Here is a 22,912-nt window from a genome sequence, read left to right as displayed (position 1 = left end):
ACCTTCAGCGTCGTCCTTCAAAAATTCACTATCAACCTATTAAAAAGGGAGGAGGTTTGGCATGAGAAACAACCAACCCGTGACGCAGCGCGAGTATCAGTTTCCGGACGACGTGACGCTGATGTCCACGACCGATACCCAAAGCCATATCACCTATGCCAACTCGGCGTTCGTAGAAGTCAGCGGCTTCAGCCGTGAAGAAATCATGGGCCAGCTGCACAACGCGATCCGCCATCCGGACATGCCCACTCAGGCTTTCGCCGATATGTGGGCCACCTTGAAAGCCGGTCAATCATGGACGGCACTGATTAAAAATCGGCGGCAGAACGGGGACCACTATTGGGTACGCGCGAACGCAACGTCTATTCAGCGTGGTGGCGTGGTGACAGGCTACTTGTCGGTACGTACCAAGCCCGAGTTGCAGGAAGTGCGCGCAGCCGAGGACTTGTATCGGCGATTTCGCGAAGGAAGCGCGCGTGGCCTCGCGTTTCGCAAAGGGGTTATTGTCCGCACGGGTTGGATGGCTTGGACCTCGACGTTTCAGGTGATGCCCGCACGTTGGCGCGTGCGGCTTGCCGCAGCGCTGATGGTTGCGATACCGTTGGCTGCCGCCGTGACGGTCGGGGTGGCTGGCGTATCTCTGGTGGCTGTGGCAGCAGGCCTGCTTGCAGGTGCCGTGCTCGGAGCAGTGATGCTGGAGGTGCAGCTGGCTTCGCCGCTGGCAGCCATTCTGGAACAAGCCCAGAAGGTCGCCAGCGGCCAACCAGGCCGCAACATCAGGTTGAATCGGGTAGACGAAATAGGCATGTTGTTGCGCGCCGTTAACCAGGCAGGGCTGAACCTGCACTCACTGGTCGACGACGTGGCTGAGCGCGCCATGAGTGTGGCCACAGCCTCCAGCCAGATCGCCGCCGGCAACATGGACCTGTCGTCCCGCACCGAGCAGCAGGCCAGCTCGCTTGAAGAAACCGCCGCGTCGATGGAAGAGTTGACGAGTACTGTCAAGCAAAACGCCGACAACGCCCGCCAGGCCAACCAGCTCGCCGAGTCCGCGTCAAACGTAGCGGTCAAAGGCGGTCGCGTCGTGTCCCAAGTAGTCGACACCATGAGCGCCATCAACAGCTCGTCCAAAAAGATCGTCGACATCATCGGCGTGATCGACGGTATCGCCTTTCAAACCAACATCCTGGCGCTCAACGCTGCCGTTGAAGCAGCCAGAGCCGGCGAGCAGGGACGCGGCTTTGCCGTGGTCGCCGCCGAAGTCAGAAACCTCGCCCAGCGAAGCGCTGCAGCCGCCAAAGAGATCAAGACCCTGATAGGCGACTCCGTTGACAAGGTTGAAGAAGGCAGCAAGCAAGTGCTAGAGGCCGGCAAGACCATGGACGAAATCGTCGGCAGCGTCAAACGCGTCACCGACATCATGGCCGAGATCACCGTGGCCAGCCAAGAGCAGACTTCGGGCATCGAGCAGATCAACCAGGCCATCACGCAAATGGACCAGGTGACGCAGCAAAACGCCGCGCTGGTTGAAGAGGCTGCCGCGGCAGCAGCCTCACTGCAAGAGCAAGCCAGCGGGCTGGTCGAGGGGGTGAACGTATTCAAACACGACAAAGGGCAACCCCGTCTGGTGGCCGGGCCCCGGCGCAGGTCCGCCTCAAATCACCGTATGGCGCCGATGCAGCCGCCACAAGTCAGGCAGGCGATTGCCGCGCCGCAGCGCCGGCAGGCGGCAGCTCCCCAGCTTGCCAAGGCCGGCGAGTGGGAAGTGTTTTAATGCAACGCAAAAAAAGCTGCTTGGTGAGCAGCCGCTGCCCCCCGCGCTAGTCGGGCAGCACCGCCGTGACTTCAATTTCGACCTGCGCGCGCGCTTCCACCAAACCCGCGACCTGCACGCAGGTCATCGCGGGGAAGTTCTTGCCCATAACTTCACGGTAGACGCCGCCCAGCTCCTTGAGCCTGGCGAGATATTCCACCCGGTCCACCACGTACCAGGTCATGCGCACCATGTGTTCGGGCCCGGCACCACCGGCCTTGAGCACTGCGGCGATGTTTTGCAGGGTCTGGCGCGTCTGCGCCACGAAGTCGTCACTTTCAAACTGCTGCTGCGCGTTCCAGCCTATCTGACCACTGACGAATAGCAGGCTGCCGCGCGCCAGCACGCCGTTGGCGTAGCCTCTGGGTTCGGCCCAGTCGGGTGGTTGAATTCTTTGCATCACGCTCTTTCAGCAAAGCTCTGAAGGTAGGGCTGCAGGGCCTTGCGCAAATCTTCAGGAAAGGGCACGGCTTTGCCGCGCGGAAACTGGGCATAAACCACCACGCCATCGGCTCTTAACTTGATGGTGCCGGCTTCCCCCGTTGCCTGGGGGCTGCCGTAAATTTCATAGTGCATGCCCAGGCTTGTGTTGCCGATGCGGGTCAGCTCCAGCGTCATCGTGAGTTCGTCGCCATAGCGGCACATGCCCAGAAATTCGGTTTTCATGTCGACAATGGGCACGCCAGCACCGCCTTCAATCATGGTGTGTTCAGCAAATCCGATGTGGGCCAGAAAATCTTCCTGTACCTCGTGCAGCAAATAATAAAACTGCGGATAAAAAACGATGCCTGCCGGATCGCAATGGTGAAAACGGACTTTTTTTACGGTTGTGAATTTCATGGCTGGCGTAGTTTGAAGCGTTGCAGTTTTCCGGTCTCGGTGCGGGGGAGCGTAGCGACAAACTCGATCTGGCGTGGATACTTGAATGGCGCGAGTGTGGCCTTGACATGGTCTTGCAAGGCCTTGACCAAGTGGTCGCCTGCTGGCTGATCGGGCTTGAGCACTACAAAGGCCTTGACGAGCATGCCACGCTCAGCATCGGGCAGGCCGATCACCGCGCACTCGGCCACGGCGGGATGGTTGAGCAGGGCGTCTTCAACCTCCGGCCCCGCCACGTTGTAGCCTGCGGTGATGATCATGTCATCGGCTCTGGCCTGGTAGAAAAAATAGCCATCGGCATCCTGCACGAACGCATCGCCCGGGTAGTTCCAGCCGTCCTTGACGTAGTTGCCCTGGCGTGCATCGTCGAGGTAGCGACAGCCGGTCGGGCCTATCACCGCCAGCTTGCCCAGGGTGCCGCGCGGCACTTCAACGCCGTCTTCGTCGACCACGCGGGCGCTGTAGCCGGGCACCACCCGGCCAATCGCGCCGCGCCGCACGTCCTCCCCCTTTGATGAGATGAAGATATGAAACATTTCGGTGGCGCCGATGCCGTCGATTATTTCGATGCCAGTGGCGTCTTTCCAAAGCTGGCGCGTGGCATCCGGCAAGCCCTCGCCGGCACTGATACAGAGCCGCAGGGCGGGGAGGCAATGCTGCCTGGCAAAGGGCGCCATCTGACGGTAAAGCGTCGGGGCGGTGTAGCAGATCGTCGCACCCGCCTGCTTGATCAGCTGGACCATGGCCTCGGGTGTGTAGGCAGTCGAGGGGTAGTAAACCGACGCGCCGGCCCACATCGGAAACACCAGCAGACCGCCCAGGCCGAAGGTAAAGGCCAGCGGCGGCGAGCCGATGACGATGTCTTCAGGCGTTGCCTTCAACACATGACGCGGCCAGGCCTCGCAGGCGACGAGCACGTCGCGGTGCGTATGTACGGCCGCCTTGGGTTTGCCGGTGGTTCCTGACGTGAAGGCCATCATCGCGATGTCATCGCTGGAGGTTGGACAGGGCCGGAAGTGGCCATCTTTTTGCGCTGCAAGCACGGCCAGTGAGCCAGGCTCGTTCATCAGGTTGAAGGGGATGACGGTGCGCAGCGTGGCGCTCTGCGCTTGGGCGGTGTGCAATTCGTCCAGCAGCCCGGCGTCGCACAGCGCCAGCACCGGCTGGGCCTTTTCGATGATGTCGCCCAGTTCTTTGGCGCGCAACAGCGGCATGGTCGCCACCGCCACCAGCCCGGCCTGCACCACACCCAGCCAGGCCAGTGCCATGCCAATGGAGTTGCCGCCACGCAGCAAGACCCGGTTGCCCGGCACCAGCTTGAAGTCCTCGATCAATACCTGGGCAATCCGGTTGACGCGGTCTAGTGCCTCGGCATAGCTCAGCGTGATCTGGTCCGAGCGCAGCAGCGGCCGATTCGCGTGCCCGTTACGTGCAGCCTGGCTGAACAGACTGTCCACCAGATTGGCCTGGGCTGCAATCCGCAATTCAGGCAGCGGGTAGACCAGCTTGGGCCACTGCGCCGGTGTGGGCAGGCGATCGTGCACGAAACGGTCGGTCTGCGCAGACGCTGCTGTGGGGGAGTCCAGCGTGGGGGAAGTAATAGTGGGAGTGAAAGAGGAGGTTAAAGAGGAAGCAGTCATGAGTGCAGTACCGCCTTTCCGATGATGAGTTGCTGTACCTCGGTGGCGCCTTCATAGATGCGCAGCGAACGGATGTCGCGGTACAGGCTTTCCACCTTGCTGCCGACCTTCACGCCCAGGCCGCCGTGCAGCTGCAGCGCCATGTCGATGACACGCTGGGCGTTTTCAGTGGCGGTCATTTTTGCCATGGCCGACTCAAGCGTGGTGCGCGTGGCGCTGCCCAGTCGTTCGCCTTCGTCGCGCAGCCAGGCGGCGCGGTAGGTCAGCAGCGCGGCCGCATCGACCAGCGCCGCCATTTCGCCGAGTCTGGCCTGCGTCAGCTGGAAGTCCGCCAGCCGCTGGCCGAACAGCTTGCGTTGCTTGGCATGCTGTACGGCCTCCGCGAGGGCGCGGCGCGCCATGCCCAGCGCGGCGCCCGCTACCGAGGCGCGGAAAATATCCAGCGTTTGCATCGCCAGCTTGAAGCCGCCATGCAGCGTGCCCAGCTGCGCGCTCTCAGGCAGCTGGCAGTGGGCAAATTTCAGCGTGGCGAGCGGGTGCGGCGACATCACGACGATGTGCTCGCTGCTGTCGAGTCCCGCAGTATCCGCGTCGACGATGAAGGCGCTGATGCCGCGCGTGCCCGCAACCGGATCGGTTTTGGCAAAGGTGACATAAAAATCAGCGATGCCGCCGTTGCTGATCCAGGCCTTGCTGCCGTTGAGGGTCCAGCCACCTGCCTGCTGAACTGCGCTGGTCGTCATGGCGCCGACGTCGGAGCCGGCATCGGCCTCGCTCAGCGCGAAGGCCGCGATTTTTTCTCCGCTGGCGACTCCTGGCAGGTATGCCGCTTGCTGCGCTGGCGTACCCGCCAACGTGATGGCGCCGCTGCCCAGTCCCTGCATGGCCAATGCAAAATCAGCCAAGGGCGAGTGGAAGGCCAGCGTTTCGCGCAAAACAACCAGCGCGCGAGAGTCGAGCCTGGCCAGTGCGCCGCCCAAGGCGCCGTCGGGGCCGGCCGGCACGCAGTAGCGCAGCCAGCCGTGCTCGCCCAGCAGACTGACCCACGTCCTGCAGGCCTGGCGGTCATCGCTTTCGTCGACGTGTTGCCGTGGAATCCACTCGGCCAGCCGCAGCCCGAGCTCGCGGTGAACTGCATCAAAAAATGGCAGGGTGAGGTGGCCGGTTGGTGATTTCATACTGAAAAAAGTTTTGATAAGCTGGTGCGCCTAATCGCCCTGGAACACGGGTTTTTCTTTGGCCGCAAACGCCTGGTAGGCCCGCTGGAAGTCCTGCGTCTGCATGCAAATGGCTTGCGCCTGCGCTTCGGCCTCTATCGCCTGCTCCAGCGTCATGGCCCATTCCTGGTGCAGCATGGTCTTGGTCATGCCGTGGGCAAAGGTCGGTCCGCTGGCAAGCTGCAGCGCCAATTGCTGCGTCGCACTCAGCAGCGCGTCGGGATCATGCAACGCATTGAAAAAGCCCCATTGCAGGCCTTCCTCGGCGCTCATGGTGCGGCCGGTGAACAGCAGCTCCGACGCGCGGCCCTGGCCGATCAGGCGCGGCAGCAGCGCGCAGGCGCCCATGTCGGCGCCCGCCAGGCCCACGCGGGTGAACAGGAAGGCGGTTTTGGTGCGTGCAGTGCCCAACCGCAGGTCGGCCGCGAGCGCCAGCATGGCCCCTGCCCCCGCGCAAATGCCGTCAATCGCCGCCACGATGGGCTGCGGACACAGGCGCATGGCCTTCACCAGATCGCCCGTCATGCGGGTGAAGTCCAGCAGTTCGGGCATGCTCATTTTCGTCAGTGGACCGATGATTTCATGCACATCGCCGCCCGAGCAAAAATTGCCGCCGGCACCCGTCAGCACCACCACCTTGACGTCGGTGGCGTAGTTCAGCGCGCGAAACAGCGCGCGCAGTTCGGCGTAGGACTCGAAAGTCAGCGGATTCTTGCGCTCCGGACGGTTCAACGTCAGCGTGGCGACGCCGGCGTCAAAAGCGTAGGCGAAATGCCTGGCCTGGTAGCTCGCAAGTGCATCAAACTGCGCGCGCATTGGATTGCTTTGGCCTAGGGAATGCGTCATGGTGGGCTTCATGCGGTTTCCAGTGGGGTGTCGTTGAAATGCTGTTTGACCTTGCCCAGCAGCCGGTGCAGGGCTTCGACTTCAGGCGGGGCCAGGCCGTCAAAGGCGGCGACGATCCAGCCTTCGTGCTGCCTGGCCATCGCGTCAAATTGCGAGCGCCCGAGCGGCGTCAGGCGCACGCGACAGACGCGGCGGTCACCGGTTACTTCCACGCGCTCAACCAGGCCTTCGTTCACCAGCTGGTCGGTGATGCCGGTAATGTTGCCGCCCGTCACCATCATGCGGCGCGACAGCTCGTTCATCTTCAGGCCTTCGGGCTTGCGTTCGAGCTGCGCCATCAGGTCAAAGCGCGGCAGCGTGGTGTCAAACTGCTCGCGCAGCTGGCTGCGCACCTGCTTTTCGACCAGTTGGGTGCAGGTTAGCAGCCGCAGCCAGAGCCGCAGGGCTTCAGGGTGTTCGCTGCGGCCGCGTGCTTCCATGTCCATTGCTTTTCCTTTTGCTATGTAATTAATAGCTGCTTGCGCCCGTGGTTATTGGGCTAGAGCCACTTTTGGCCTGTATTTGTGTTGTAGGTCGGCTTGGCGCAGCGCAAACCGAGAGCTACCGTCACAACACGCCGATGTCGGCTTACCCGATCTGCGAACTCCTTATTTAATAGCAGGCTGCGCCCGCCCTTCTTGGGCTAGAGCCTCTTTTTGCTTGTAAATCTCGCGGTACAGCTGGTCCCGGCCGCTCAGGTAAGGCAAGGGCCAGCTGACCTGCTGGCTTTGCAGCTTGGCCGCTTCGTGCAGCGTCCAGGCCGGGTCGGCCAGGTGTGGGCGGGCCAGCGCGCACAGGTCGGCGCGGCCAGCGGCAATGATGCTGTTGACATGGTCGACCTCCGAAATGGCGCCGACGGCAATCGTCTGTATGCCGACTTCGTTGCGGATGCGATCGGCGAACGGCGTCTGGTACATGCGGCCATACACCGGCTTGGCGGCGCGCGTGGTCTGGCCCGAGGAGACATCGATGAAATCGCAGCCTTCGGTCTTGAACAGCCGGGCGATTTGCACCGCGTCGTCGTCGGTGTTGCCGCCGGGCGCCCAGTCGTGGGCAGAAATGCGCACGCTCATGGGCAGCAGCGCGGGCCAGACGGCCCGCATCGCGCGGAACACCTCCAACGGGTAGCGGCAGCGGTTTTCCAGGCTGCCGCCATACTCGTCGTTGCGCTGATTGGTCAGCGGGGTGATGAAGCTCGACAGCAGGTAGCCGTGCGCGCATTGCAGCTCCAGCCAGTCAAAACCAGCTTCAACGCCGCGCCGGGTCGCCTGCACAAACTGACTCTTCAGCAGCGCCATGTCCTCCGGCGTCATGGCGTGCGGCCGCTGGCTGGTCGGGCCGTAGGCGACGGCGCTGGCGGCCAGCAGCGGCCAGTTGCCCTCGGTCAGCGGTTCATCGGGCGCTTCCCAGCCCAGCTGCGTCGAGCCTTTGGGGCCGCTGTGGCCCAGCTGCAGGCCGATTTTGGCGCCCGCGCCCGAGGCGTGAACAAAATCGGCGATGCGTTTGAAGGCCAGCATCTGCACGTCGTTCCACAGGCCGGTGCAGCCCGGGGTAATGCGGCCATGGGGCGAAGGCGCGGTCATTTCAACAAACACCAGCGCCGCGCCGCCCAGGGCGCGCGCCCCCAAGTGCACCAAATGAAAGTCCTGGGCCACGCCGTCGACCGCGCTGTACATGGCCATGGGTGAGACGACGATGCGGTTTTTCAACGTGATGCCGCGCACCGTCAGCGGCAGCAGCATGGGCGGGCAGGTGGCCCCCACGCTTGTCGCTTCGCATATTGCGCTGCCCTCAGAGGGAGCCGTCGCTTGCGGGGGGATGCCCTTCGCGGCGCGACCCGAATGTGCCGGGGCAGTTTGGTGCGCCAGCCACTGCTCGTAGCCTTGCAGCCAGGCGGCATCGCGCACGCGCAGATTTTCGTGGCTGATGCGCTGCGAACGCGTCAGCAGCGAGTAGAAAAACTGCTCGGCTTGCAGTCCGCTGTAGCGGTCCACGTTCTCAAACCATTCGGTCGAGTTGCGCGCCGCGTTCTGGATCTTCAGCACCTCCACAGCGCGTAGTGCTTCATAGGCCTGCAGCGCTTCGTCGGCATTTGCGTGCTGCGCAAAACAGCGCGTCAACTCAATCGCGTCTTCCAGCGCCAGCTTGGTGCCGCTGCCAATTGAGAAATGCGCGGTATGCGCCGCGTCGCCCATCAGCACAATCGGCACGCGCCTGCCGGCGATGGCCTCGGCGCCGGGCCGCCCCAAGCCAGGCGCGCCCCCTTGGGGGGCCAGGCCGAAGGCCTTTGGGGGCAATATTTCGTGGTGCACCCAGCGCTGGCAGACGACACGCGGAAAGCGGATCCAGATTGCCGAGCCGCGCACATGCGCGGCGTTGTTCATCAGCGCGTGGCCGTCCAGGTAATTGGCAAACAGCCGCTCGCAAAAGGCAATGCCGTCTTGCTGGCTCATCTGGTCCAGGCCGTGCGCCTTCCACACCGCGTCTGGCGTCTCGACGATGAAGGTCGAGGTGTCGTCGTCAAACTTGTAGGCATGGGCGGCAAACCAGCCGTGCTCGGTCTGCTCGAAGGCAAAGGTGAAGGCGTCAAAGGTTTGGTGGGTGCCCAGCCAGACAAAGCGGCAGGCGCGCAGCTCAACGTCGGGCTGGTAAGTAGCGGCGTAGCGGCTGCGAATGCGGCTGTTAAGGCCGTCGCTGGCTATCACCAGGTCGGCGCTGTATTGCGCAGCAATTGCCTGGTCGTCCTGCGCGTCGGTTTCAAATACCAGGTCAACACCCAGGCCCAGGCAGCGCTCCTGCAGGATGTTGAGCAGCCGCTTGCGGCCTATGCCGCAAAAACCGTGGCCGCCGGAGCGAACGGCGCGGCCTTTGAAAAACACCTCGATGTCGTCCCAATGATTGAAGGCGTCGCCAATCAGCCGGGCGCTCAGCGGGTCTGCCTTCTGCAGGTTGACCAGCGTCTGGTCGGACAGCACCACACCCCAGCCAAAGGTGTCAAACGGGCGGTTGCGCTCGACCACCGTCACCTGGTTTGCCGGGTTCTGCAATTTCATCAGCAGGGCGAAATACAGGCCTGCGGGGCCACCGCCCAGACAAAGGATGTGCATGAAAGCGCGCCTTTTGAATTGATCTGGTTTTAATTGTTTAGGCTTAAACTATTTTCGTCAAGCGGATTTCTGCCTAGACCTCAATCGGCTGCATGGGGTTGAAACAAAAAAAATGACGGAGGAAACGTCCAGAGTGTGAAGGGCTTCGGCGGTCCTGGAAAAAGATGACACAGGCCTACATACACGCCTGTAAAAGCTGCCCATAATGATGAAGAGGGTTAAACCAAGGAGCTTTCCATGCTGTACAAATTCAAATCCAAAGATGCCGGTGACGTAATCATGCTGGAGGCCAACGGCCGCCGTATTCTGGAGATCATCGGCAAGGACGCTGGCCCCAAGGGGATCATCTTGCCCGAGCAGATGCCAGCAGCTATCGCGGCGCTGGAGGCGGCCATTGCCTTGGAGCAGTCAGGCGACGAAGAGGCTGGCCACGTGCCAGGTGATGGCCTGGGTTTGCATCAGCGTGCCTTGCCTTTTATCGACATGCTGCGGCGCAACCACAAGTCGAGCCACGAGGTGGTCTGGGGGGTCTGAAGCGGCTTTAAATGGGCACTTTTTGCCCGCAAACTTGTCTGCTAATTGAAAAGGCCCCGGTGACGGGGCTTTTTTCTGGGCGGCTACGGGTTCGCTGGGCGCGATTCCTTCACGCTCAATCTACTTTGGCGCCGGACGCTTTCACCACCCTCGCCCACTTCTTGTGCTCGGCGTCAATGAAGTCTGTGAACTGCTGGGGCGTGTTGCCACTGGGAACGGCGCCCTGGGCCAGCAGCTTTTCCTTGATGGCCGGGGTGTTCAGCGCCTTGGCCGCTTCCTGCTGGATGCGGTTGACGATGTCGGGCGGCGTGCCGGCGGGCGCCAGCAGGCCAAACCAGGAGCTCGCTTCAAAGCCCTTGAGTGCCGGACCGCCCGCCTCTTCTACCGTCGCAACCTCGGGCAGCGCGGCCGAACGCTTCGAACTGGTCACGGCCAGTGCCTTGAGCTTTCCGGATTTGATCAGCTGCATCGATGAGGGCAGGTTGTCGAACATCACATCCATGTCGCCACCCACCAGCGACATCAGGGCCGGACCGGAGCCGGTGTAGGGGAAGTGCGTCATGAAGGTGCCGCTCATGGTTTTGAACAACTCGCCAGCCAGATGGATGGACGTGCCGTTGCCGCTGGAGGCCATGTTGAACTTGCCCGGATTGGCCTTGGCCACACGGATGAAATCGGCCACATTATTGATGCCCGCCGCACGCGCTTTTTCCGTGTTGACGATCATCACGTTGGGCACGCCAGCTACCAGCGTGATGGGCGCAAAATCTTTTTGCGGGTCAAAGGCCATCTTGCTGAAAAGTGACTTGTTGATGCCATGCGTGCCGACCGTACCCATCAACAGGGTGTAACCATCGGGGGACGACTTGGCCACCAGGTCGGCGCCGATGTTGCCGCCCGCTCCGGCACGGTTTTCAACCACGAATTGCTGGCCGAAGGCCTTGGACAGTTCAGGTGCCATGGCACGGGCCAGGATGTCGGTGGTACCGCCTGGTGCAAAAGGCACCACGATCTTGACTGGTTTGGTTGGCCAACTGCTTTGCGCTGCGGCGGGAATTGCTATTAAAAAAATAGCTGATAAGGCGCAGTAAATAAGGGTAGAACGCCGAGTTTGTTTAAATGAATGCGTCATAGTGGTCTCCGGTGGTTGGGGGCGCAGTTGGGAAGAAACGATATTTTGCCCCTGGCGGCGCTTCAAGCAGGTTAAACCCGGCGCTGGCCGTGTCCGCCTTTGTCAGGGCCTGAAAAATGCCGTCCGGCAAGGGCGCCGAGGCGCCCAACTAAAGTGTTGAGAACACGGGCGGATGAGCTTGCACCCTGCGGGATCACCCAGACTTCAATCGATTTCTCTGCAAGTTCGATGCAGTGCCCCCGTATTCATTTACAAATACTTGGTGATGTCCTTGAACTCCGCAATCGAAGAACGCATGGCAGCCGGCCCTGCCCCGACGACCTCTTCGAGGCAGTGATCAAGGTGGTCGTGAATGACCAACTTCTTTGCCGCACAGATGGCACGTTCAACGGCGTGAAGTTGCTGGGCAACCTCAATGCAAGCTCGCTCGCCCTCAATCATGGCAATGACATTTTGCAAATGCCCGGTCGCGCGCTTCAGGCGTTTAAGCACGTCGGGATGCGCTGTATGAAGATGTTTTTCGGGCATGCAATATCCTACCCCCCAGGATAGATTACAGTCAAGGAATTGCGTCAAAAGACGGGCCAGATACAGGTAGTCATCATGGTATTCGCAAACTTTTTCGGCGAGATGAGCCGTGCTTGAGGTCCTCGCCAACAGAACTTACAGGCATCTGTTCCTCGCACAGGTTATCGCGCTTCTCGGCACCGGCCTGGCCACTGTCGCATTGGGCTTGCTAGCTTTTGATCTGGCGGGCGCCAACGCCGGGGCCGTGTTGGGAACCGCACTGGCCATAAAAATGCTGGCCTACATCGGGGTTGCGCCCATCGCGTCGGCCTTGGCAGAGCGCCTGCCGCGCCGCGCGGTGCTGGTGGCGCTTGATCTGGTACGAGCCGGTGTAGCGTTTATCCTGCCGTTTGTGACGCAGATATGGGAAATCTATGTCTTGATCTTTGTCCTGCAGTCGGCTTCCGCCGCGTTCACCCCTACCTTCCAGGCGACGATCCCGGACGTTTTGCCCGAAGAGAAGGCTTACACCCAGGCCTTGTCGCTGTCGCGGCTGGCCTACGACGTCGAAAGCCTGGTCAGCCCGATGCTGGCCGCCTTGCTGTTGACTGTGGTCAGCTACCACAGCCTCTTCGGCGGCACGGTATTGGGCTTCCTGGCCTCCGCAGCGCTAGTCGTTTCAGCCGTCTTGCCGCAGGCAAAAGCCCCTCCCAAGCGCAGTATTTATGAGAGAACCACACGCGGCGTGCGAATCTACCTTGCCACACCGCGTCTGCGCGGCTTGCTTGCTCTCAACCTGGCGATTGCCTCGGGCAGCGCGATGGTGATCGTCAACACCGTGGTGCTGGTCCAGGCTGGTTTTGGCCTGACACAGGCCGCAACGGCCATCGCCCTGGCCAGTTTCGGTGCCGGCTCCATGCTGGTGGCCCTGGCCTTGCCAAGGCTGCTTGAGCGCTTGCCGGAACGGCGCGTCATGCTGGTGGGGGCCGGCGTGATTGCGCTGGGCTTGCTCGCAGGATTCGCGCTGGCCTCTCGCTATGCCTGGCTGTTGCCGTTGTGGTTTGTGCTCGGCTTGGGCTATTCGCTGGCACAAACTCCTTCGGGACGACTTTTGCGCCGCTCTTCCGGCGAGACTGACCGCCCGGCGCTCTTTGCCGCTCAGTTCGCCCTGTCTCACGCCTGCTGGCTGATCACCTACCCCTTGGCGGGCTGGCTGGGCGCTAAGTTTGGGCTGGCCGTCAGTTTCGTTACGCTCGGCGTCCTCGCCAGCGCGGCCGTGCTGCTATCGATGCGTCTATGGCCCGCAGAAGACCCGGTTGAAATTCTGCACCGACACGACAACCTCGCAAAAGGGCATTCACACCTGGCTGGCGAACCTGACGCAGCGCTGGCGGACCGGCAACATTCGCATGCCTTCGTCATCGATGACGAACACCAGCGCTGGCCTTCCTGAAAAGACCGAAAAAGACCGTCGCCCGGCAGCCATGCAGGCCAAGGTGACGGTTCCCGGCGCATCTTACAGCACGCGTTTTATCGCCTTGTATTCACCTTGGGTACTGAGGGTGATGCTCACGTCCTGGTTCGAACGATTGCGCCAGAACCAGCCGTGTCTGCCATCAAAGGCCGCTTCCAGAACACCCTTGTCGCCGTCTGCCCCGCGACCTTTGCCGTGGCCGTGGTAGAAACCCGCCGGTGGGGGCGACTGGATCGCCATGGGTATAGAAATTTACCGAATTCCCCTCACGGCCCCGGGGATAGGCCACTTTGGCGCCCTTGCGCATATCAAGCTTGATCTCGGCGCTCTGACCCGGCCTGAGAAAGACGGAAATCTCGTCCACCTTTCCTACGGGGGCTGTGTCTGACGCTTTCGCGGCGACTGAGGCCTTGTTGGCCTGCGCCCCGGCGGCAGGCCCAGCAGCAACAGGCGCCGGGACGTTTTGAGTCTGCTGTGCCGCCTCATTGGCAAGCGAGGTCTTGATCTCGCCCATTTTCTTCAGGCCCAGCAGGCTTCCGATGTCCGTGGGATCAATCCCATACTCGGCCGGCAGAACCGTCGTCGTCAACAGGGTACTCGCCGCGACTGCTGCAAACAGAGTCGAGCGGATCAGTTGCCGGGAACTAGGCAGTTCTGCGCGGCTTGGTAAATCAGTGTTGTACATGAAAGAGATCTTTCAGATGATCAGGAAATGAAAGAGCCAGTGAACTGGTAGCCCATCAGCAGAAATCCGGCGCACATCAATGCGACGTTGGCGGTGTAGGCGTGGCGGAGGAAGCTGCCGGTACGGCGCCAGTACCCCAGCAAAATCAGGTTGGCAAAGAGCGCCAGCAACTGGCCGATCTCCACGCCGACGTTAAACGCCAGCAGGTTGGGCAGCAGGCCGCCGCGAGAGATTTCAAACTCCTGAATCTTCGTGGTCAGGTCGAAGCCGTGAAAAAATCACAGGTAGCGGCGCCGTCTATTTGTAGCTGCGCGCGTCCTCAATCACCTTGCCATCGTTGGGCAGACTGCCCGGTGCCAGCAGCTCGACGGTGCCGCGCAGCTTGGTCACATCGCGAATGGCCGCGCCTATGCGTTGGTCCAGCCCGCTATCGCTGGAGGCCGCTTCGACCTGAAAAGTCATGCTGTCATTGGCCATCTCGCCACTGACGATCAGCCTGGCCTTGATCACTTCGGGGAAGCGGCGGGCGATATCCGCCACCTGGCCCGGATGCACAAACATGCCGCGAATCTTCACGGTCTGGTCGGCCCGTCCCATCCAGCCCTTGATGCGCGCGTTGGTGCGCCCGCTTGGGCAGTGGCCCGGCAACAGCGCCGACAGATCGCCGGTGCCAAAACGAATCAGCGGGTAGTCGGGGTTCAGCGTGGTTACCACCAGTTCGCCGACTTCTCCCTCGGCCACCGGGTCGCCGGTGCCGGGACGGACAATTTCCACAATCACGCCTTCGTCAAGCACCAGCCCTTCGCGCGCTTCGGTCTCGTAGGCAATCAGGCCCAGATCGGCCGATGCATAGCATTGGTAGCCGGCAATGCCGCGCTCGCCCAGCCAGTCGCGCAGGCTGGGCGGAAAGGCTTCGCCGGAGACCAGTGCGCGCGTCACGCTGGGCAGGGCGACCTGCATCTCGGCGGCTTTTTCCACGATGATTTTCAAAAAGCTCGGCGTGCCGATGTAGCCTGCGGGCCTGAGCTCTGCCATGGCCTGCACCTGCTGCTCGGTCTGCCCGGTGCCACCGGGAAACACCGTGCAACCCAGGGCGTGCGCACCGGTTTCCATCATGGAGCCGGCGGGAACGAAGTGGTAGCTGAAGCTGTTGTGAATCAGCTGGCCGGGACGAAAGCCCGCCGCATGCATGGCGCGTGCCATGCGCCAATAGTCCTTACGCGTGCCTTCGGGCTCATAAATGGTGCCGGGGCTGGCAAACACTCGCGGCATATGGGCGCCAAAACGCAGCGCGCTGAAGCCGCCAAATACATCCCCAGCAGCACTGGCCTGGCGGGCCGCTTGCTGGCGCTCCAGCAGTTCATGTTTGCGCGTCACCGGCAGGCGCGCCAGGGCCGCGCGCGAGTTGATGGCGGCGCCGTCCACACCGTGCAGGATGGTGGCAAAAGCCGGGCTGCGCGTTTGTGCGTGGCTGACTTGCCGGGGCAGGGCGGCCATCAGGTCGGCTTCGCGCTCAGCGTGCGAACGGGTTTCCAGCGGATCAAAAAATTTAGTCATGACGGTGTCCTCCAGCCTAATCAAGCCAGCCAGCGCTTGCGGCGCTTGTAGCTTTTCACATCCTTGAAGCTCTTGCGTTCGCCGCCGCCCACGCCGAGGTAAAACTCTTTCACATCCTCGTTGTTGGCCAGGTCGCTGGCGGCGCCATCCATCACCACGCGGCCGCTTTCCATGATGTAGCCGTAGTCGGCGTATTTCAGCGCCATATTGGTGTTCTGTTCGGCGATCAGGAAGGTGACTTTCTCCTTCTCGTTGAGATCTTTGACGATGTTGAAGACCTCTTCAACAATCTGCGGCGCCAGGCCCATTGAGGGCTCATCGAGCAGCACCATGCTCGGGTTGGCCATCAGCGCGCGGCCAATCGCGCACATCTGCTGCTCGCCTCCCGAGGTGTACGCCGCTTGCGAGGTGCGCCGGGTTTTCAGGCGCGGAAAGTAGTTGTAGACCTTTTCCAGGTTGGCGGCAACTTCGCTTTTACTTTTGCGCGTGTAGCCGCCTACAGCCAAGTTTTCTTCAATCGTCAAATGGGCAAAGCAGTGCCGGCCTTCCATGACCTGCACCACGCCGCGCTGCACCAGGTCGGCCGGCGACAGATTTTCGATGCGCTCACCGCGCAGTTCGATCGAGCCTTTGGTGACTTCGCCACGTTCACCTTGCAGCAGGTTGGAGATGGCGCGCAGCGTGGTCGTCTTGCCGGCACCGTTGCCGCCCAGAATGGCGACGATGCGGCCCTCAGGAACCTGCAGCGAAACGCCCTTGAGCACGAGGATCACATGGTTGTAGATGACCTCGATGCCGTTGACGTTGAGAACGATGTTTTTTGTTTCCATAGATTTTTCCAGGGTGGTCAAATGAAAGACCAGCGCGGCTGCTCTTTCATTTGGCGGCTTCTTGGTGCCGCTATCCCCCCGCCAGGCGGGAGGGGATGAAGACAAGTGAAAAGGGCGCGGTCAGTGCCGGCAAGCCTGGCTCGGCTGATTCGCGCCGCTGCTCAGGATTGGCAATCTGCCGCAGTACGGCGAGTCATCTTCTTGTCGGCCAGGTACTTGTCGGCGCCGGCCTTGATCATGGGCTTGAGAATCTGTTCGTCAGCCTGCATGAAGTCGGAGCTGAAATTCCATTTACTGCCGTCCCAGGCTTGAATGCGCGCCCAGGTTGAACCCATGTGGTCTGAGCAGGAAGTGGACAGCGGACGCATGATGCCCGAAAAGCCAAGGGCATCCAGCCGTTTTTGATCCAATGCAAGGTTCTCCAGGCCCCATCGAACCTGCTCACCGGTCATGACCTTGCCTTTGCCGAAGCGTTCCTGCGCACGGCGCACGGCCTCGATGCTCAGCATCTGGATGATCACGCCGCGGGTGTAAAGCACCTGGCCGACTTCATCTTTCGGTCCGGTTCCCTGGCCCTTGTCATGCACCAGCTCCAAGATGTCCTGAATCACTTTGGGCTGCTGGCCCGAGGTATTGAGCGCCAGTGCGTTGTAGCCCTTGGCGCCTTCACCCACGTCTTTGACGTCGGGCTCGGCACCGGCCCACCAGACACCGTACATCTTGTCGCGTGGATAGCCGGTGGCCTGCGCTTCCTTGAGCGCCGTGGAGTTCATCACGCCCCAACCCCACAACAGTACGTAGTCGGGGCGAGCCTGGCGAATCTGCAGCCAGGTGGCTTTCTGTTCGACGCCAGGTGCGGTCACGGGCAGCATCTGCAGTTCGAAACCGTGCATTTTTGCGCGCTCTTGCAGCAGCGGAATGGGTTCCTTGCCGAAGGGTGAGTCATGGTAGACCAGCGCGATTTTCTTGCCTTTGAGCTTGTCCAGGCCGCCTTCCTTTTTGCCCAGGTGCTGGATCAGGATGTCGGCACCGGTCCAGTAGCTTCCCATCAGCGGGAAGTTCCATTTGAAGGCCTGGCCATCCTGTGCAACGGAAAGGCCATAGCCCAGCGTGATCAGCGGAATCTTGTCGGCCACAACTTTTTCGGTCAGGGCGAAGGTAATGCCGGTGGCCTGCGGATCAAAAATCGCAACCCCCGGGCGGCCCTTGAGGCGCTCGTAGCATTCCACGCCGCGGTCGGTGGCGTAACCGGTTTCGCATTCCTCGTAGGTCAGCTTCACGCCGTTGATGCCGCCATCACGGGCATTGACCATCTTGATGTAGTCCTGCTTGCCGTTTGCCCATGGCACACCATTGGGCGCGTAGGGGCCGGTGCGGTAGGACAGCAGCGGGAAGAACTGCTCCTTGGCTTGGGCGAATGCGCTGGTCGTCACCATCGACGAGGCGCCAGCGGCCAGGGCGGCCACTGCCAGAATCAAATTGCGTATCTTCATTGTCGTCTCCTAAAAAAAAATAGAAAAGCAAAACACCTAAAAAAACTGACACGCTGGTTAACGCGTCGACCTGCGAAAACATATTGATGCCCGGGCGTGATCCTCAGCCCTGAGAGATTCAATGCGGGAAAGGCCACAGCCGCAACTTTTGCTTGCCCGTGGACCAGAGCTTGGCCAAGCCATGTGGTTCCACAATCAGGAACCAGACGATCAGGCCGCCGAAAATCATCAGCTCCGCATGGGCGATACCGGCGGTGGAAATTTCTATGCCAAACAGGCCGAGAAACACCGGCAAGAACTGGTTGAGGGCGATAGGCAGTATCACGATGAAAGCCGCACCGAAAAAGCCGCCCATGATGGAGCCCAGGCCGCCGATGATGACCATGAACAGCAGGCGAAACGACTGATCCACCGAGAACGCTGCTGGTTCCCAGGCGCCGAGGTAGACAAAGGCCCAGAGTGCGCCCGCCACGCCGATGATGAAGGAGCTGACCGCGAACGCGCTAAGCTTGGCGTACATCGGCCGAATGCCGATCACCGCGGCGGCCACGTCCATATCACGAATCGCCATCCACTCGCGGCCGATGGCGCCGCGCACCAGGTTTTTGGCCAGCACAGCGATGACCACCAGCACGCCCAGACACAGCAGATATTTGCTGACCGCGCTTTCTATGGGCAGGCCGAACACCTGCAGGTTGTTCACCGACACCGAGCCCGACGGTGAGTCCAGCGTGAACCACTTGATGCGCAGGAACATCCAGTCACTGAAGAATTGTGCGGCCAACGTGGCCACCGCCAGGTACAGGCCCTTGACACGCAGGCTGGGCAGGCCAAAAAGGATGCCGAACAGGGTGGCGCACAGGCCACCCAGAATCAGCGCCGGGATCAGCGGCATGCCTGGGATGCGCACAAAGAAGTTGTAGGCGCCGTAAGCACCGACTGCCATGAAGGCGCCCGAACCCAGCGAGATCTGGCCGCAGTAGCCGACCAGAATGTTCACGCCAAGCGCGGCCAGCGACATGATGACAAACGGAATCAGGATGGCGCGAAACAGATAGTCGCTGGCCAGCATGGGCACGGCCACGAAGGCGACCGCCAGAATCAGGAAGATGGCGATGCGGTCCTGCGCGATCGGAAAGATCTGCTGGTCCGCGCGGTAGCTGGTTTTGAATTGACCGTTTTCTCTGTAGAACATATTAGTGCGCTGCCGTTAGATTGCGATGAAAGAAGTTTTGAGCCCGGCCGTGCTCCGTTCAGCAGGGGCCGCAGGCGCAGCGGCCCCCCCCGGGGGGCAGCGAAGTACACGAAGTGACGAGCGTGGGGGCTTTCATACCCTGTCAATGATTTTTTCGCCGAACAGACCCTGAGGCCGAATCAGCAGGAAGCCCAGGGCCAGCACGTAGGCGAACCAGATCTCGATACCACCGCCGACAAACGGGCCGAGGTAGACCTCGGACAGCTTCTCGCCCACGCCAATGATCAGGCCGCCAATGATGGCGCCGGGTACCGAAGTCAAGCCGCCCAGAATCACTACGGGAAGCGCCCGCAAGGCGATGGTTGCAAGCGAAAACTGCACGCCCAGCTTGCTGCCCCAGATCATGCCCGCTACCAGCGCTACGACTCCGGCGACGCACCAGACGATGACCCAGATACGGTTCAGCGGAATGCCGATGGACTGCGCCGCCTGGTGATCGTCGGCAACCGCGCGCAGCGCCCGGCCGGTCGCCGTTTTCTGGAAGAACACGCTTAGCAGCGCCACTAGCACCGCAGCGATCAGTGCGGCGTACAGGTCTTCCTTGTTGATCAGGATACCGCCCGGAAAAACCGAGTCCAGCGCGAAGATGGGATCTTTCGGCATGCCGATGTCGATCTTGTAGATGCTGCCGCCGAAAATCGTCTGGCCCAGGCCTTCCATGAAATAGGCAATGCCCAGGGTGGCCATCAGCAGCGTCGCGCCTTCCTGATTGACCAGGTGGCGCAGCACCAGGCGCTCGATCAGCCAGGCCACCACGAACATCACGCCGCCCGCCATGACAAAAGCGATGACGTTGGCAAACAGCAGGCTTTGAATGCCGGTCCACTGCGGAATCCATTCAGAAAAGCGCGCCATCGCCAGTGCCGCAAACAGCACCATGGCGCCTTGGGCAAAGTTGAAAACGCCGGAGGCCTTGAAGATCAGCACAAAGCCGAGCGCCACCAATGAATACAGCATGCCGGCCATCAGGCCGCCCAGCAGTGTTTCCAGAAAAAAAGCCATCTTGATCTTTCTTCAGTGCGAGGTGCCGAGATAGGCGCTGATCACGTCGGGGTTGTTGCGAACCTCGCCGGGCGTGCCGTCGCCAATTTTTTTGCCGTAGTCGAGCACCACCACGCGGTCAGAAATATCCATGACGACGCCCATGTCATGCTCGATCAGCACGACCGTGGTGCCGAATTCGTCGTTGACGTCGAGCACGAAGCGGCACATGTCCTGCTTTTCCTCGACGTTCATGCCAGCCATGGGTTCGTCCAGCAGTAGCACCTGCGGCTCCATAGCCAGGGCGCGGCCCAGGTCCACACGTTTTTGCAAACCGTAGGGCAGCTGCCCCACCGGTGTTTTGCGGAAGGCCTGGATTTCCAGGAAGTCGATGATCTTTTCCACTGCCTCGCGGTGCCTGATTTCTTCTTTTTCTGCCGGGCCAATGCGCAAGGCCTGCAGCAGCAGGTTGCTTTTGATCTTCAGGTTGCGGCCCGACATGATGTTGTCGAGCACGCTCATGCCCTTGAATAACGCCAGGTTCTGGAAGGTGCGGGCCACGCCCATCACCGCCACCTGGTGGCTGTTCATGTGCTTGAAGGTCTGGCCGCGAAAGGCGATTGAGCCCTGCTGCGGCGAATAAACGCCGTTGATGCAGTTGAGCATGGAGCTTTTGCCGGCGCCGTTGGGCCCGATGATGGCGCGGATTTCGTGCTCTTTGACGTTGAACGAAATGTCGTGCAAGGCCTTGACGCCGCCAAAGCTCAGGCTGATGTTCTGCACGTCAAGAATGACGTCGCCAATCTTCTTGGCTGCCACGCTCGTCACTTGCTGTACTGCGCTGGTTGCCGACGCTGGGCCTGCGCTGCGTTCGGTCGCCGCGCGAACTGCGCCCAGGTCAGCATTCATGTTTACGGTGCTCATGCTGCGGCCTTCACAGGGGTAAACGTCTGGGTATCGCCAATCTTCAGCGTGGCGCTGACGCTGCCACTGCGGCCGTCTTCAAACTTGACGACGGTTTCTATGAACTGCTCGGTTTTGTTGCCGTACAGGGCGTCAATCAGCGGCTGGTATTTTTCGGCTATAAAGCCGCGACGCACCTTGTTGGTACGGGTCAGCTCGCCATCATCGGCATCAAGCTCTTTGTGCAGCACCAGAAAGCGGCTGACTTGCGATCCCGCCAGCAAGCTGTCTGCGCTGAGGTCGGAATTGACCTTTTCCACGCATTCCTTGATGAGCTGGTAGACCTCGGGTTTTTGCGCAAGATCGGTGTAGCCCGCGTAGGGCAGGTTGCGTCGCTCGGCCCAGTTGCCCACCGCATCAAAATCAATATTGACAAAGACGCAGGCTTTTTCGCGGCCGTCGCCATAAGCCACGACTTCCTTGATGTAGGGGAAAAACTTCAGTTTGTTCTCGACGTACTTGGGCGCAAACATCGCGCCATCATTAGCGCCGCCCTTGATGCGGCCGACGTCCTTGACCCGGTCAATTATTTTCAGGTGGCCATGCGCGTCGATGAAGCCGGCATCGCTGGTGTGGTACCAGCCGTCGGCCGTCAGTACTTCAGCGGTTGCCGTCGGGTTTTTGTAGTATTCCTTGAGCAGGCCGGCCGACTTGACCATGATTTCGCCGTTGTCAGCCACCTTGATCTGCACGCCCTTGATCGGCACGCCCACCGTGTCGGCGCGCGCCTCATGGTCGGGCTGCAGGCAGACAAACACGGCGGTTTCGGTCGAGCCGTAGAGCTGCTTAAGGTTGATGCCGATGGAGCGGTAAAAAATGAAGAGGTCCGGGCCAATCGCCTCGCCGGCGGTATAGGCCACGCGCACCCGGGAAAAGCCCAGATTGTTGCGCAGCGGCCCGTACACCAGCAGGTTGCCCAGGCCATACAGCAGGGTCTGCGCCAGGCCTACGGCCTTGCCATCCATGCGGGCCGGACCCACGCGGCGGGCCAGGTCCATGAAGTAGTGGTACATGCCGCGCTTGATGCGCCCGGCGTCTTCCATGCGAATGGTTACGTTGGTGAGCAGACCCTCGAACACCCGTGGTGGCGCAAAGTAATAAGTCGGCCCGACCTCCTTGAGGTCAATCGTCACCGTACTGGCGTTTTCGGGGCAGTTCACCACGTAACCGCAAGCCAGCCACTGGGCGTAGCTGAAAATGTTCTGGCCGATCCAGGCGGGCGGCAGATATGCCAGCACTTCTTCATGGGCAGTCAGCTTGTCAAATTCGGCGCCCGCCTGCGCGCGGTCCAGCAGGCTGGCGTGCGTGTGCACCACGCCTTTGGGATTGCCGGTGGTGCCCGAAGTAAAAAACATCGCGGCCACGCAGTCGGGGCTGGTTTTGTCGACTTCGGCCTTGAACAGTGCGGGCTGGCTTTTGGCCAAAGCCTGGCCGGCTTCAATCAGCAGATCGAGCGACACCAGGCCGGGCTCGTCGTATTTGCGCAAACCGCGCGGGTCGTCAAAAATGATGTGGCTCAGGTTAGGGCAGCGGTCGCGAATCTCCAGCAGCTTGTCGACCTGCTCCTGGTCTTCGGCAAAGGCAAATCGGACGTCGGCGTTGTTGATGGGGAACACGCATTCGGCGCCGACGGCATCCTGGTACAGCGGAATCGGGATGGCGCCTAGCGACTGCGCCGCCAGCATGGTGGCGTACAGGCGGGGCCGGTTGGCGCCAATGACCGCCATGTGTTCACCGCGCTGCAGGCCGGCCTGGTGCAGGCCGCAGGCAATGTGTTCAACCAGCGTCGCCATGCCGGCCCAGCTGTGGGCTTGCCAGATGCCATATTCCTTTTCGCGCATGGCGGCGTCGGCGGGGCGTTCAGCGGCATGTTTGAGCAGCAATTGCGGGAACGTAGTCTGCATTGCGGTTCCTTGTTTACAGTTTGGTGCAGCCCTTCTGTCAAGAAAAACGGCTGGTA

The 22,912-nt window shown here is 61.2% G+C and carries 20 protein-coding genes and 1 pseudogene; 3 read left to right on the top strand and 18 right to left on the bottom strand.

Features of this window, described 5'->3' with window-relative positions; genetic code table 11:
* The first annotated feature begins 61 nt into the window (after positions 1-61).
* Positions 62-1,774, top strand: a complete 1,713-nt coding sequence (locus HHJ18_RS05870; RefSeq protein WP_296912601.1) for a PAS domain-containing methyl-accepting chemotaxis protein — start codon at positions 62-64, stop codon at positions 1,772-1,774.
* Between the two features lie 46 nt (positions 1,775-1,820).
* On the opposite strand, the gene HHJ18_RS05865 is transcribed toward HHJ18_RS05870, so the two are convergent.
* The 7 genes from HHJ18_RS05865 to HHJ18_RS05835 all read right to left on the bottom strand — a co-directional run bounded on the left by HHJ18_RS05865 (position 1,821) and on the right by HHJ18_RS05835 (position 9,541).
* A complete protein-coding gene (locus tag HHJ18_RS05865; protein WP_296912599.1) occupies positions 1,821-2,213 on the bottom strand; it encodes a RidA family protein in 393 nt (130 codons plus the stop codon).
* Entirely contained in the window at positions 2,213-2,653 is a 441-nt protein-coding gene (locus HHJ18_RS05860) for a thioesterase family protein (protein WP_296912596.1), read from the bottom strand. The genes HHJ18_RS05865 and HHJ18_RS05860 overlap by 1 nt, the downstream gene beginning before the upstream one ends.
* On the bottom strand, positions 2,650-4,332 hold the full coding sequence (locus HHJ18_RS05855; protein WP_296912593.1) for an AMP-binding protein: 1,683 nt from the start codon (positions 4,330-4,332) through the stop codon (positions 2,650-2,652). The genes HHJ18_RS05860 and HHJ18_RS05855 overlap by 4 nt, the downstream gene beginning before the upstream one ends.
* Positions 4,329-5,510: an acyl-CoA dehydrogenase gene (locus HHJ18_RS05850; protein WP_296912591.1), complete on the bottom strand. Its 1,182-nt coding sequence runs from the start codon at positions 5,508-5,510 to the stop codon at positions 4,329-4,331. Before HHJ18_RS05850 ends, HHJ18_RS05855 begins: the two co-directional genes overlap by 4 nt.
* Before the next feature lie 30 nt (positions 5,511-5,540).
* Entirely contained in the window at positions 5,541-6,395 is an 855-nt protein-coding gene (locus HHJ18_RS05845; RefSeq protein WP_296912653.1) for an enoyl-CoA hydratase family protein, read from the bottom strand.
* A gap of 8 nt (positions 6,396-6,403) precedes the next feature.
* Positions 6,404-6,880: a MarR family transcriptional regulator gene (locus HHJ18_RS05840; RefSeq protein ID WP_296912588.1), complete on the bottom strand. Its 477-nt coding sequence runs from the start codon at positions 6,878-6,880 to the stop codon at positions 6,404-6,406.
* 162 nt (positions 6,881-7,042) lie between these two features.
* Positions 7,043-9,541: a bifunctional salicylyl-CoA 5-hydroxylase/oxidoreductase gene (locus HHJ18_RS05835; RefSeq protein ID WP_296912585.1), complete on the bottom strand. Its 2,499-nt coding sequence runs from the start codon at positions 9,539-9,541 to the stop codon at positions 7,043-7,045.
* Positions 9,542-9,778: 237 nt separating this feature from the next.
* On the opposite strand from HHJ18_RS05835, the gene HHJ18_RS05830 reads away from it, so the two are divergent.
* Complete coding sequence (locus HHJ18_RS05830) at positions 9,779-10,075, top strand: DUF1840 domain-containing protein (protein ID WP_296912583.1); 297 nt, start codon at positions 9,779-9,781, stop codon at positions 10,073-10,075.
* Positions 10,076-10,190: 115 nt separating this feature from the next.
* On the opposite strand, the gene HHJ18_RS05825 is transcribed toward HHJ18_RS05830, so the two are convergent.
* Positions 10,191-11,207, bottom strand: a complete 1,017-nt coding sequence (locus tag HHJ18_RS05825) for a tripartite tricarboxylate transporter substrate binding protein (RefSeq protein WP_296912580.1) — start codon at positions 11,205-11,207, stop codon at positions 10,191-10,193.
* Positions 11,208-11,456: 249 nt separating this feature from the next.
* Positions 11,457-11,735: a metal-sensing transcriptional repressor gene (locus HHJ18_RS05820; protein ID WP_296912577.1), complete on the bottom strand. Its 279-nt coding sequence runs from the start codon at positions 11,733-11,735 to the stop codon at positions 11,457-11,459.
* Between the two features lie 109 nt (positions 11,736-11,844).
* Between HHJ18_RS05820 and HHJ18_RS05815 the strand changes: the two genes are divergently transcribed.
* A complete protein-coding gene (locus HHJ18_RS05815) occupies positions 11,845-13,167 on the top strand; it encodes an MFS transporter (protein ID WP_296912574.1) in 1,323 nt (440 codons plus the stop codon).
* 163 nt (positions 13,168-13,330) lie between these two features.
* On the opposite strand, the gene HHJ18_RS05810 is transcribed toward HHJ18_RS05815, so the two are convergent.
* The 9 genes and pseudogenes from HHJ18_RS05810 to HHJ18_RS05770 form a co-directional block, all read right to left on the bottom strand.
* Entirely contained in the window at positions 13,331-13,873 is a 543-nt protein-coding gene (locus tag HHJ18_RS05810; RefSeq protein ID WP_296912571.1) for a transmembrane anchor protein, read from the bottom strand.
* Between the two features lie 20 nt (positions 13,874-13,893).
* Positions 13,894-14,148: pseudogene (locus HHJ18_RS05805) on the bottom strand (HupE/UreJ family protein); the annotation flags it as partial.
* 22 nt (positions 14,149-14,170) lie between these two features.
* Positions 14,171-15,430, bottom strand: coding sequence for an AMP-binding protein (locus HHJ18_RS05800; RefSeq protein WP_296912568.1), 1,260 nt, complete (start codon positions 15,428-15,430; stop codon positions 14,171-14,173).
* Positions 15,431-15,450: 20 nt separating this feature from the next.
* Positions 15,451-16,260: an ABC transporter ATP-binding protein gene (locus tag HHJ18_RS05795; RefSeq protein WP_296912565.1), complete on the bottom strand. Its 810-nt coding sequence runs from the start codon at positions 16,258-16,260 to the stop codon at positions 15,451-15,453.
* A gap of 161 nt (positions 16,261-16,421) precedes the next feature.
* Positions 16,422-17,753 (bottom strand): ABC transporter substrate-binding protein, encoded by a 1,332-nt coding sequence (locus tag HHJ18_RS05790; protein ID WP_296912563.1) that lies wholly within the window; start codon positions 17,751-17,753, stop codon positions 16,422-16,424.
* Positions 17,754-17,871: 118 nt separating this feature from the next.
* Positions 17,872-18,948 carry a branched-chain amino acid ABC transporter permease gene (locus HHJ18_RS05785; RefSeq protein ID WP_296912558.1) on the bottom strand — a complete coding sequence of 359 codons (1,077 nt, stop codon included), beginning with the start codon at positions 18,946-18,948 and terminating at the stop codon, positions 17,872-17,874.
* Between the two features lie 132 nt (positions 18,949-19,080).
* The gene (locus HHJ18_RS05780; protein WP_296912555.1) at positions 19,081-20,010 is read right to left on the bottom strand and encodes a branched-chain amino acid ABC transporter permease; all 930 of its coding nucleotides are present in this window, start codon (positions 20,008-20,010) and stop codon (positions 19,081-19,083) included.
* A 12-nt stretch (positions 20,011-20,022) separates the two neighbouring features.
* On the bottom strand, positions 20,023-20,808 hold the full coding sequence (locus tag HHJ18_RS05775) for an ABC transporter ATP-binding protein (protein ID WP_296912650.1): 786 nt from the start codon (positions 20,806-20,808) through the stop codon (positions 20,023-20,025).
* 101 nt (positions 20,809-20,909) lie between these two features.
* Positions 20,910-22,856, bottom strand: a complete 1,947-nt coding sequence (locus tag HHJ18_RS05770) for an AMP-binding protein (RefSeq protein WP_296912553.1) — start codon at positions 22,854-22,856, stop codon at positions 20,910-20,912.
* Between the last annotated feature and the right edge of the window lie 56 nt (positions 22,857-22,912).

The organism is Polaromonas sp., assembly GCF_012927455.1.
In the GTDB taxonomy this organism is placed as follows: Bacteria; Pseudomonadota; Gammaproteobacteria; order Burkholderiales; family Burkholderiaceae_C; genus Polaromonas.
The sequence above is the reverse complement of the archived record's forward strand: the minus strand, read 5'-3'. Positions and strand labels throughout refer to the sequence as shown.